The organism is Pedobacter endophyticus (genome assembly GCF_015679185.1).
GTDB classification, from domain to species: Bacteria; Bacteroidota; Bacteroidia; order Sphingobacteriales; family Sphingobacteriaceae; genus Pedobacter; species Pedobacter endophyticus.
The window spans coordinates 2,550,923-2,562,932 of the sequence record NZ_CP064939.1 but is presented as its reverse complement, the minus strand read 5'-3'; the positions used below and the strand labels follow the sequence as shown (position 1 = coordinate 2,562,932).

Here is a 12,010-nt window from a genome sequence, read left to right as displayed (position 1 = left end):
TTTTCAGGAACAAAATCAATATGATTGAGGTTGTTTTTTGAAAGAATGCTTCTAAGAAACGTCGTCATTTCGAGCGCAGCCGAGAAATCTCTATCCAAGGTTCAAAGATTCTCCTCCAAAGGAGCTCCTGTGGAGCGTTTCATTCGAAATGACGGTTTCTGGATTGTTCCGGAAAAACGTCAATGATGGGGACGAAGCATCTCTAACCTACTATCACGAACAATTTATTTGGCCGTAAACATTCACAATTTGTGCTTCTTTGAAGCTAGCATTTCTTCGCTTGGGATGCTTCGTTCCCCAGCGTGACAAGTTAATAATATGAAATCAAAACAAACCTACCTGCTCGCGTTATTAAGCGCTTTGCTACTTTGGCTAGCCTGGCCGCCAATGCATTTTACAACACCTTTGCTATTGATCGCTTTGGTTCCGCTGTTTATTGCACTTGAGGCCGTTGGTAATCGTGTGACACCGAAAACAGGCAGGCACATATTCTTAACCGCTGGATTAACGTTCCTGGTATGGAATACGGCATCAATTTATTGGGTTTATAACGCCATAAGTGCCTACAATGGTGCTTTAACCGCTATCCCCGTGTTGATAATTCCTTACGGTTTGGGTGCGCTGTTAATGACATTCGCCTTTTGGCTATATTACAGGTTAAGCAAGTATGCCAATAAGCGCATTGCCTATTTGGGCCTTATTTCTTTTTATATTGCGCTGGAATATCTACAGCAAACGTGGGATCTGGCTTTCCCCTGGATGACCCTGGGAAATGGTTTGGCAGGCATGCATCAACTGGCACAATGGTATGATTATACCGGTGTGTATGGCGGCTCACTCTGGATTTTGCTAAGTAATATTCTGGCCTTCGAAGCTTACCGGAAGTTTAAATCGCAAACGGGATACCTAAAATTTCGTCCATGGGCCATATGGGTTTTAGTGGTCATTATTCCAATCGGCATTTCATTAACAAAATATTTTACTTCGGTGCAAAAAGGTACGCCAAGCAACGTTGTTGTGGTGCAGCCTAACATCGATCCTTATTTGAAGCTGAGCGATATTCCGCCTGCAGAGCAAATTAAGATCCTAACGCATTTAACCGATTCGTTGGCCCAACCCAATACCGAGTACATCATCTGGCCAGAAACTGCAATTCCTATTTATGCAGATGAGGAGCGGATTAGGACTTATCAGGAAATAATCGACTTGCAGAACTATTTAAACAAATACAAGAATGGTTCGCTCATTACGGGCATCGAAACCATTAAAGTTTACCCCGATAAGCGTACTGTTTCGGCAAAGTTCGATGACCGTAGCGGGCAATATTACGATAATTTTAATTCGGCAATGCAGTTAGAAAATTCTGCGAACATTCAGTTTTATCACAAATCGAAGTTGGTACCCGGAGCCGAAAAAATGCCTTTTCCGAAAGTGTTTTCATTTATGGATGGCGTATTCTCCAAGCTCGGAGGGAGCGTAAGCGGTTGGGGATGGCAAGAGAAACCAAGCGTGCTTTATGCGCAAAGTGGGATTGGTGCTGCACCTGTAGTTTGTTATGAAAGTTTGTGGGGCGATTGGATCGGACAGCAGGTTAAGGATGGCGCACAGTTCATCGCCATTATTACCAACGATGGTTGGTGGGGAAACACTTCGGGAAAAGACCAGCACGAAATGTATGCAAAATTACGAGCTATAGAAACCCGTCGCGATGTTGCCCGTTCGGCCAATACTGGCATTTCTTGTTTCATTAACCAACGGGGCGACGTTACGCAAAGTACCAAATGGTGGACCCGAACGGCCTTGAAGGCCGATATCAACCTGAATGATGAAATTACTTTTTATGTGAAAAGCGGCGATGTTATTGCCAAATTTTTATCGGTGTTAGCTATCATTCTCGCCTTAATTATTCCTTACAAAAAATGGGTAAGAAAATAAGCATCTTAATTTTATTATTCATTGTTTCAACAAGCATAGCAGTAAAAGCACAACCGTATCTGGATAACCTTAACAAACAGGCCAACGATATGTTAGTTGCTTTCCAAAAAGGAGATTATAACACGCTTTTAAGGTATACACATCCAAAGATAATTGAAGATTTTGGAGGACAGAAGAAAGCCTTGAAAACTATAAAGATTGCTATCGAAACTTTGAGAAATCAAAAAGTACAAATTAAAAAGGTGATACTTGGGAAGCCAACTCAGATAATCACAGATGAGAAAACAATTCAATGTGTAATGCCACAAAACATGGAAATGCAAATCGACGAGACAATTGCAAAATCGACAGTCTATATCTTTGGCATTTCTTACAATGGGGGGAACACATGGTATTTTGTGAATGCAGACTCAGAAAAAGAAGAATCATTAAGAACAAAAATTCCAGAAATGAACAAACACATCGTAATACCTAAATCGGAGGTGATTTACAATTAACGCCATGAAAAATATCAAAATTAAAAACCTTCGTTGGAGTTTCTTAATATTATTGTTGACACTCAATTTCGGCTGCGATCAAATTTCGAAGAAAATTGTGCGTAACGAAATCAGCGAATACGAACACATTAGTATCATTAAAGATCGTTTTACGCTATTGAAGGTAGAAAATACCGGTGCTTTTTTAAGTCTGGGCGATAATATGCCCTACTTTTTCAGGCTGATTATCTTAACTGGCCTGCCACTTTTACTGCTTGGTTACGGACTGTATTTTTTGTTTGCCAAAAGAGACCTTTCCGTAAGTATGCAAATCGCACTATGTTTTTTGATCGGTGGCGGAACGGGAAACCTGTACGATCGGATTGTACATGGCTCGGTTACCGATTTTATGCACATGGACTTTTTCATTTTTCAAACCGGCGTATTCAATTTTGCAGATGTTTCGATCATGATTGGCGTGGGCATTCTTTTACTTCAATCATTTAAGGAGAAGAAAAAGACAACAATGGTGCAAGATGTAGAATAAAATAAGTCTTTGTTGCGGATGTGAGATTTTAACATCATCGGGTAAATTGTAAACACGTTTTTAATAATTGGGTGCGGTTTCTGCAAACATATATTTACCTTTAGGTGTATTAAACAATCTAAAAACATCATTATGAAAAGAAATGCAACAGCCGTTTGGCAAGGTTCTATTAAAGAGGGCAGTGGTAAATTAACCACGCAAAGCACTACGTTAAGCGATACACAATATTCATTTAACTCTCGTTTTGCGGAAGGGGTAGGCACAAATCCAGAGGAATTGATCGCGGCGGCACATGCCGGCTGCTTCACCATGAAATTATCGGCCAATTTAGCCGAGGCTGGGTTTACTGCTGATAAATTAGAGACCAAATGCGAGATCAATTTAGACCCATCAAAAGGAGAAATTGTAGAGTCGCACTTAACATTAACGGCAAGTGTTCCCGATTTATCGCAAGAAAAATTTGATGAACTTGTAGCTGACGCAGAAAAGAACTGCCCAATTTCTAAACTATTAAATACTTCTATTACAGTTGATGCTACTTTAGCATAATATCTTTTAGTCCAATCTTAGTCATCCGATGAATAACAGGCAATTTGCAGAGGATTCATCGGAGGACTTTTTACTTTATTGTCGTGGTAAGGCACAGCCTATTTAGACGGTCTAAGATATATCTCTAAGTAGCTGTCGAATTTCAATTTGTTCTGTATTGTCTGAACAAATTTACCTGACCTCAAACGCAAAGAGCCCTCCAGACCTTGTCATTCTTAGAATAGCGAAGAATCTGTTACCTATTGCCCTAAACCCTGCCGACCCCGCTTCCTTCCATGTTTTTTGGCTTGTGGTTCGTCGTCGGTTAGGCCTCCGTTGCTTGAAGATCCTTCCCCGAAGCATCGGGACACGCGTTGCACTACCATTGAGGTTTTTTGTAAATACCCTAAAAACCGTCCTTTCGACCGAAGTGGAGAAATCTTTGAACCTTTAATAGAGATTTCTCGGCTACGCTCGAAATGACGACGCCTCTTAGAAGCATTCTTCTTAAAAACGACGTCACTCATATCGATTTTTTGAAAAATTAAAACTCAGCATAACAGTCTTAGGCTGGCTTTGCATCTAAACTTCGGACTCCCGACTTTCAGACTTCCCGACTTCTAAACCCTCGGCCCTTAAGCCATGTACTTGCCTACAATTGGCATGCGCCTTCCCATACCGAATGCTTTTGGCGAAACCCTTAAAATTGGGGGCGTTTGGTAGCGTTTAAACTCTGCAATATTCACCATCTTCAAAATCCTTCGAACCAGTGCCTCATCAAAACCCTGTGCAATAATTGCTTTCGAGCCCTGTTTTTTTTCAATATGCTGGTATAAAATGGTGTCGAGCACGTCGTATTCAGGTAGCGAATCAGAATCTTTTTGATCGGGTCTCAATTCGGCTGAAGGCGGTTTTACTATGGTGTTAACGGGAATAATCTCTCGCTCTTTATTGATAAACCTCGCCAGTTCGAAAACCTGCGTCTTATACACATCGCCAATTACACCAATGGCCCCACACATATCGCCGTATAAGGTTCCGTAGCCCACTGCGCACTCGCTTTTGTTAGAAGTATTGAGCAAAATGTAGCCGAACTTGTTGCTCATGGCCATGTTGATAATTCCGCGAATGCGGGCTTGAATATTTTCTTCGGCCAGATCGAACGGTAAGCCCTTAAATGCAGGTGCCAAAATATGATCGAATTGTTCGGCAACGTCTTTTATTGCGATAATTTCGTGCTTACAACCGATATTGTTTGCCAGATCCAAAGCATCCTGTACCGAATGATCTGACGAATATTGCGATGGCATTAAAACCGCCATCACATTTTCTGCGCCCAATGCGCTACAGGCCAGTGCACACACCACTGCCGAATCGATGCCGCCAGATAAACCCAGAACAGCCTGTTTAAAGCCCGATTTACCGAAATAATCTTTAATGCCCAATACCAATGCATCGTGAATTTGCTCAATATCAGTTAGCCTTTCCATTTTGGGGTATTTATTCCGGACGTTCAATATCTCTTCCAAATCAAATACCTGCAAATCCTCTTCAAAATATTTCATTTCGGCCTTCATGGCGCCATCGGCATCAAAAACCAGCGAGCCCCCGTCAAAAATAATCTCCGTTTGGGCGCCAACCTGGTTGACATAAAAAACCGGAAGGTTGTATTTTTTTGCATTATCGCCCAATACCTGAATGCGTTCATCATCATGGGTGTACGAAAAAGGCGAAGCGGCAATGTTAATCATCATGTCGGGCTGCTCTTTAATCAGTTCATCCATCGGGTTCGAAACATATAGCGGGTTATCGTTTATGTTCCAAAGATCTTCGCAAATGGTTAAAGCTATTTTTTTGCCCCGAAAATTGATACATTTAAAATCGGTAGCCGGTTCAAAGTAACGGTATTCGTCAAAAACATCGTAAGTGGGCAGCAACGCTTTCTTAACCGTCGATTTGATCTTTCCATCCTCGATAAAATAAGCGGCATTAAATAAATCTTTCCCCTGCGGGATATCGTTTTTAATCGGCAAACCCACAATGCAGGCAATTCCGACGCAGTGCGCTGCAATTTCATGTGCAGCCTGGTCGCACAGCGAAATAAAATCATCAAACTCCAAAAAATCGCGTGGCGGGTAGCCGCAAATAGCAAGCTCGGCAAATACGACTAAATCTGCTCCCTTTTGTTTGGCAGCCTGTATGGTTTCGATTATTTTCTTCGTATTTGCCTCAAAATTGCCGATATGATAGTTGAGTTGCGCTAAAGCTATTTTCATTGTATTTGCTTTTAATGATAACTGATTATTTAGAAAAAGAGACCGAAATTTAATGTGATGAAATGGTTGCGGGTGTCGCGATTATCGTCGTTTGTGATATTGGTAAACCCATTGTTAAAAGTTAAGCCCGCAAGAATGCTTGTGTTGCCCGAAATATCGAACTCGCCCCCGGCCCCGATGAGTAGTCCACCGCGGTAAAACTTGGTATGATCTGAAATGTTTTGGTTATTGCCCACTTTGCCGCTGCTTTGGGTCGCATCTTGCTTTGCACTGATATTAAATGCGTTCGACAATCCGAATTGTCCGTACCAACGCTTGCCATCCTCTTTAAGCGTTTTAAGCTTTACGGTTAATGGTAATTCAACGTATTGAAGCTTGTATTTCAAATCGTAAGCCACGGGAACCGTATTGCCGGGCGTATTATTTGCATAATATGGCGGAACGTTAACTTCGGTGCTTTTGCCGTTAATTGTAGTGATGGTAAGCGCCGTAGAAAAGCTGTAGTTTGGTGCAAAGTTAAAATCGCCTATTAATCCATAGGAGAAGCCCAGACTCACGCTGTTGGTTTTGCCTTGCTCGGGTTTTACCCAGCCAATGGTTGGCGAGGCGGTTAAACCGAGCCTGAATCCGTAATTGGAAAGGAGGGGAGTTTGCGCCCAAACGTTAACGCTTAAAAATGATAAAATTAAAATTGTCGTTACTCTTTTCATGCTTTTTGTTAATTATATTTGCTTTACATGATGTATAACGTAAAACGCAAGCAAATTTATTTAATTTTTCTTTTTGCTATTCTATTTATTTCCTGCAATCGTAGTAACAGGCCTAATGTAAGTAACATAAATCTGGAGATAAAGATTGAAAGATTCGATAAAGAATTGTTTTCGCTCAAGGCTACTGATCCAAAAGAGGCGGATAGTTTGTTGCTCAGGAAATACGGCTTTTTTTACGACGATTACATTCATAAAATGGTTGGATCGCCAGAGTATAGCAATGCAGAAGTACTGTCGACGCTTTTTAATGATCAGGCTTATACCGATTTGACGAAGGAAGTGGACAGTGTTTTCCCCAATTTGAAAGCACAGGAGCAAGGACTCACCGAGACTTTTAAATACATCAAATATTATTATCCAAAAGCCAAACTGCCAAGGTTTATCGCTTTTGCATCGGGTTTTGCTTATCAAATGCCGGTGGGCGACAATTACCTGGGTATAGGTCTGGATATGTTTCTGGGGAAGGATAGCAAGTTTTACAAAGCTATTGTTCAAAGCGTTCCGTTATATTTATCGCGGAGGTTTACTCCCGAATACATTGTTCCGCGGGTGGCAGAAACCTATGCGCATGAGGAGCTTTTTGCCGAGCCTGACGAAAACAGAACTTTGCTATCGAAAATGATATTCCAGGGTAAGATATTGTATTTTCTCGATCAGGTACTGCCAGAAAATACTGCAGATTCTACAAAAATCGGTTACAGTTCGGCACAATTAGACTGGGTGCAAAATTTTGAGGGCGACATCTGGGCGTATTTTTTGGAGAACAATGATCTGTTCGAAACCGATTATCAAAAGATTCAGGTTTTTTTGTCGGAAGGCCCTTTTACCCCCGGTTTGGGCGAAAACAGAGATTCGGCGCCAAAGCTCGGCGTGTGGGTTGGCTGGCAGATTGTGAAAAAATACATGGAAGAAAATCCAAAGGTTAGCTTGCAACAGTTGATGGCAGATAACGATACGCAGAAGATACTGAATCTATCTAAATACAAACCAAAACAGAAATAGGAGCAGGAGCCAATAAACAATGAGCAATAACCAATGATCAATCAACAATGGCCAATCAACCAATTAACTAATGAATTAGTCATCGGATGAATCTAGCGATCCTGTTAGGAATTCATCCGATGACTGAAGAATTAGCGAACTAATGACCATTGAACTAATGAACTACCGAAATTAATGAGCCAATGACAAATGAACCAATAATCAATAAGCCAAAAATTAGGGTTGGCATCGTACTATCAGGCGGAGGCATTAGGGGCATAGCGCACCTTGGCGTGTTAAAGGCATTCAGTAACTTGGGTATTACGTTTAGTCACATCAGTGGTACCAGCGCAGGCGCCATTGCCGGGGCTTTTTTTGCTGCTGGCATCGATCCCGAAGAAGGGCTGAGCATTTTTCTCAGAACGAAATTGTGGCGTTTTGTTCGGCCAGCAGTGGGTTCTTTGGGCTTAATCAATATTGAGAACACATCATTGATTTTAAAGGAATACTTTCCCGAAAATGCGATCGAAAAGCTTAAGATTCCGCTAACTATTGCCGCGGTAAATTTTAGCGAGGGAAAGTTGGTTTATTTTACAAAAGGTCCTCTTATTCGGGCTGTGCATGCTTCGAGTTGCATTCCGGGTATCTTTAAACCAATTATGATCGACGGACAAATGTTTGTTGATGGGGGCATCTTAAACAATTTTCCGGTTGAGCCTTTGATGGAAAACTGTGACTTCATTATTGGATCTTCGTGTAACCATTTAAAGCCGGTGGATAAGATTACGGGCATCACCAACCTCATGGGCAGGGCTGGCGTAATGTCGATCAATCACGATATGGAAAGGAAAGCAAAGTTTTGCAATGTAATGATCGAGCCAAAGGGACTTGGGGCAATTAGTACTTTTGACATGAAACGAGCAGAAGACATTTATTGGCTCGCCCACGAAGAAGCCCTGATTACCATAAAGAATACGCCAACAATCAGGGAGCTGATTACGAAGTAGATTGGTTTCGAGTTTGTTTAACACAAATATCTGTCAAAATCCAAGCAAGTGCTACGCCGACAGATTTCTCCTCATGCTTCGTGGAAATAACGATGTGCGTTGTGTTTTTAAGAGGATGTGTTTTGCTTTTTACAGCTGGGAATGCTGTAGTGAACACGCCGATAACTGTGAAAGCCCCGAATCACTTCGAGGCTTCAGAAATCACTTATATCTAAATTATACCTTTCTTACGCGGCCAGAACCGAAAACGGTCTTTTCAACGGTCGCATTGCCAGAATAGTTTACACTGCCCGATCCGCTGATTACGGCCTTAATACTGTCATTCGCTTTGATGTTAACCTGTCCCGAGCCACTAATTGTTGCGGATAAGGTGTTTACAGAAAATGTTTTTCCGGCGAAACTGCCCGAGCTGCTCATCACAATTTTAGCGTGATCTGCAGATCCACTGATATTTATCGAGCCAGATCCGCTCATTACCGCATTAAGGTTATCGGCGTCGGCAGCTACTTTAATGCTTCCAGAACCACTTAAGGTTACCGCCAATGCTTGTGCATCTACTTTGCCATTTACCACCATGCTTCCTGAGCCGCTCATGGTTAAGCTGCTGATGTTTTTGGCGGTAACATAAGCCGTAATTTTTTTGCTTTCATATTTTTTCGACCAACTTGTAATGCTGGTTTGCGGACGAATAACCAATACATTTCCTTTTACTTCGGTAACGATTGTAGCCAAGGCTTCTGCATCACCCTCCAGTCTGCAACTTTCGGTATTTCCTAACGTTAAAACCACATTGATGGGCCCTGCAGCAGCCACGCCACTAAAGTTTCTTACATCTCTGTCGTCATCCTGATTACTGGAATAAGAAATGTTGATTTGCTCTTTGGCTTCCGTTTTAGCTGCAAGTCCAAGTGTTGCGACTAATAAAATAGAGAATATTTTTTTCATGATTGTACTGTTGTAAATGTTAATAGTTACAAGGCGATAAAATTACCGTTTTTTTATAAGACGATTATTTTATAAAAAAGTTGCTTTGGCGCTTAATTTACTTCGATTTTTATTTCCCTCTCGGATCACCTAACCAAATACAATTTTTAAGTTATATCTTTTTTTAATTTGTCTGGATGTTGCCTGGAATCAAAGATTGTGATTATTTCTATCTCATTGTGTTCGGTTAACACTCGATAGTAAAATGTCGTTTGTTTTGTCACAATACATTTATAAAGATTGTCGAACTCTGCCGATTTTGGACAGCTGTCTGGTTGAATAGAAATCCGCTCAATTTTTTTTGTCAGTTTTGCTATGAACTTGTCCCTCGTTTGTAAATCCCACTTCTCTATCAAATAGTCAGAAAGTTCTACGAGCTTTGATTCGGCAAGTTCGGATAGAAATACTTTCATCCGTTAAAAATCTTCGTTAAAAACGATTCATATGAAACTCTCTCGCCTCTTTCTAATTCTGCAATTCCTTTTTTAATTTCCGCTTGTTCAGATACAGTCAAATCTCGCCAGATGTCAGCATTTTCGTTTTTCACAAAATCAGCGACACGTTGGATGAACTCGGAATTTTCATTTTCCAATATGGTTTTCAATAATTCCAATTTTGTTGTCTGAATATTCATTTTGTGATCTTTTAAACAAATTTACAAAAAAACATCAATCATATCGCGTTAGCTACAACAGCAAACCAACAGACAAATAAATCTGTTAGTTGATCAATGATTAACTAAAAAACAGGCAAGCGTTAGGTCGCCATTATGACCTTAGCCTTTTTTCAGATTGATATAAAACAACGGATCGGCGTTGAAGTTTTCTGTGGTCACCGAATCATCAACCTTAATTGTTTTCCAATCGTTTGTCGGCTTTATCAAAGTATAATGGTTGGCTTTTAACGTTACTTTTACCGGCATGTCGAAGCCAACAACATCTGTTACCCAGCGGTAAGAAAGCGTGCCGTTATTGATTTTGTATTCTAACACAGGAATTTTGGTATGGCGCAGGTATTGATCGAAAACCTTATCAAGTTTTAACCCACTATTTTTGGAAATATAATTTTCAATGTCTGCTGTCGTCACCGTTTTATGATAGAAAGTTTTGTTTAAACCACGCAGGATTTGTCTGAATTTCTCGTCGTTATTAATTAACTGGCGAATGGTATGAATTAAATTTGCGCCTTTCGGATACATATCGCCCGATCCTTCTTTATTTACACCATATGGGCCAATAACCGGGATGTCGTTCTGAATGATTTTTCGAATGCCGAGCACATATTCGTCGGCAGCCGCTTTTCCTTCGGTCGATTCGATGAACAGTACTTCAGAATAATTGGTAAATCCTTCATGTAGCCACATGTCAGCAATGTCTTTCGAGGTAATGTTATTGCCAAACCACTCATGACCACTTTCGTGAATGGTGATGAAATCCCATTTTAAGCCATGCCCGGTGCCGCTTAAATCCCGACCTAAATAACCTTTTTTAAATTGGTTTCCGTAGGCAACAGCACTTTGATGCTCCATTCCGAGGTGTGGCGCCTGCACCAGCTTGTAGCCATCTTTATACCATGGATAAGGGCCAAACCAGTATTCAAACGATTTCAACATGGGCTTTACATCGGCATCCCAATGCGGACGGGCTTTCGCACTGTCGGTTTGTAAGGCCCAATAATCGATCGTCAACTTACCGTTCTCACCAGCATAACTATCTTCCCAATGCGAATATTTACCAATGTAAAAAGTTACGTCGTAGTTGTTGATCGGGTTCGCTACAAACCAGTTGTGCTGTCTGTAACCATCAGGTTTGTCAACGGTGTTTCTCAACCGTCCGTTAGATATTTCTTGCAAATCTTTGGGCACGCTTATACTGATAAGCATACTATCTACTTCATCGCTCTGATGATCTTTATTTGGCCACCAAACGCTGGCGCCCAGCCCTTGGCAGGCAACGGAAACGAAAGGGTTGCCTGCAGAATCTTTGTTAAAGATGAAGCCGCCATCCCAGGGAGCACGTTTCGCAACTATAGGGTTTCCCGAGTAAAAAACCGTAAACTTATCCTCGGTGCCTTTCTTGATGGCTTTTGGAAAAGTTACAAACACCGCATTGTACTCGCGGGTGTATTTAAGTTCGTTGCCATTATAAACTACTTTGTCTACCTTAAGGTTATCAAATAAATCAAATTGAAGTTTTGTAAAATCTTGGGTAGCGGTAAATTTGAATTCGTTGCTGCCCGATACCGATCTCTGATCGATATCAATTTTAACATCCAGGTGATAGTAATTAATATCGTAACAGGTACGCAAGGGCGTAAGGCTTCCCCGCAAGCTATCAGCTCGCGAATTGACCTGGTTTTTGCCAAGCATTTGAGCGTTTAAAGTTGTAATGCTTAATGCAAGTGCAAAGAAAGTGAGTAGTTTTTTCATATTTTCCAATTTTTCGTCATTGGGAGGCACGAAGCAATCTGCTAACCTGTTATCCCTCAATTTGTTAGATTGCTTCGT

The 12,010-nt window shown here is 41.1% G+C and carries 12 protein-coding genes; 6 read left to right on the top strand and 6 right to left on the bottom strand.

From position 1 onward, the window contains the following. The first annotated feature begins 318 nt into the window (after nucleotides 1-318). The 4 genes from lnt to IZT61_RS10220 all read left to right on the top strand — a co-directional run bounded on the left by lnt (nucleotide 319) and on the right by IZT61_RS10220 (nucleotide 3,507). The gene (lnt, locus tag IZT61_RS10235; protein WP_196101036.1) at nucleotides 319-1,935 is read left to right on the top strand and encodes an apolipoprotein N-acyltransferase; all 1,617 of its coding nucleotides are present in this window, start codon (nucleotides 319-321) and stop codon (nucleotides 1,933-1,935) included. Then, nucleotides 1,920-2,432, top strand: coding sequence for a hypothetical protein (locus IZT61_RS10230; protein ID WP_196101035.1), 513 nt, complete (start codon nucleotides 1,920-1,922; stop codon nucleotides 2,430-2,432). The genes lnt and IZT61_RS10230 overlap by 16 nt, the downstream gene beginning before the upstream one ends. Before the next feature lie 4 nt (nucleotides 2,433-2,436). Continuing rightward, entirely contained in the window at nucleotides 2,437-2,958 is a 522-nt protein-coding gene (lspA, locus tag IZT61_RS10225) for a signal peptidase II (protein ID WP_196101034.1), read from the top strand. 132 nt (nucleotides 2,959-3,090) lie between these two features. Then, nucleotides 3,091-3,507 (top strand): OsmC family protein, encoded by a 417-nt coding sequence (locus tag IZT61_RS10220; RefSeq protein WP_196101033.1) that lies wholly within the window; start codon nucleotides 3,091-3,093, stop codon nucleotides 3,505-3,507. 614 nt (nucleotides 3,508-4,121) lie between these two features. On the opposite strand, the gene IZT61_RS10215 is transcribed toward IZT61_RS10220, so the two are convergent. Further along, entirely contained in the window at nucleotides 4,122-5,762 is a 1,641-nt protein-coding gene (locus IZT61_RS10215; protein WP_196101032.1) for an NAD+ synthase, read from the bottom strand. 29 nt (nucleotides 5,763-5,791) lie between these two features. Further along, nucleotides 5,792-6,472: a porin family protein gene (locus tag IZT61_RS10210; protein ID WP_196101031.1), complete on the bottom strand. Its 681-nt coding sequence runs from the start codon at nucleotides 6,470-6,472 to the stop codon at nucleotides 5,792-5,794. A gap of 27 nt (nucleotides 6,473-6,499) precedes the next feature. On the opposite strand from IZT61_RS10210, the gene gldB reads away from it, so the two are divergent. Beyond that, nucleotides 6,500-7,534: a gliding motility lipoprotein GldB gene (gene gldB, locus IZT61_RS10205; protein WP_196101030.1), complete on the top strand. Its 1,035-nt coding sequence runs from the start codon at nucleotides 6,500-6,502 to the stop codon at nucleotides 7,532-7,534. Nucleotides 7,535-7,716: 182 nt separating this feature from the next. Continuing rightward, a complete protein-coding gene (locus tag IZT61_RS10200; RefSeq protein WP_196101029.1) occupies nucleotides 7,717-8,520 on the top strand; it encodes a patatin-like phospholipase family protein in 804 nt (267 codons plus the stop codon). Between the two features lie 216 nt (nucleotides 8,521-8,736). Here IZT61_RS10200 and IZT61_RS10195 read toward each other — a convergent pair whose 3' ends face one another. The 4 genes from IZT61_RS10195 to IZT61_RS10180 all read right to left on the bottom strand — a co-directional run bounded on the left by IZT61_RS10195 (nucleotide 8,737) and on the right by IZT61_RS10180 (nucleotide 11,932). Then, complete coding sequence (locus tag IZT61_RS10195) at nucleotides 8,737-9,465, bottom strand: head GIN domain-containing protein (RefSeq protein ID WP_196101028.1); 729 nt, start codon at nucleotides 9,463-9,465, stop codon at nucleotides 8,737-8,739. A gap of 146 nt (nucleotides 9,466-9,611) precedes the next feature. Then, the gene (locus IZT61_RS10190) at nucleotides 9,612-9,917 is read right to left on the bottom strand and encodes a type II toxin-antitoxin system RelE/ParE family toxin (protein ID WP_196101027.1); all 306 of its coding nucleotides are present in this window, start codon (nucleotides 9,915-9,917) and stop codon (nucleotides 9,612-9,614) included. Then, complete coding sequence (locus IZT61_RS10185) at nucleotides 9,914-10,138, bottom strand: hypothetical protein (RefSeq protein WP_196101026.1); 225 nt, start codon at nucleotides 10,136-10,138, stop codon at nucleotides 9,914-9,916. Before IZT61_RS10185 ends, IZT61_RS10190 begins: the two co-directional genes overlap by 4 nt. Before the next feature lie 141 nt (nucleotides 10,139-10,279). Further along, nucleotides 10,280-11,932 (bottom strand): M1 family metallopeptidase, encoded by a 1,653-nt coding sequence (locus IZT61_RS10180; RefSeq protein ID WP_196101025.1) that lies wholly within the window; start codon nucleotides 11,930-11,932, stop codon nucleotides 10,280-10,282. Nucleotides 11,933-12,010: the final 78 nt, after the last annotated feature.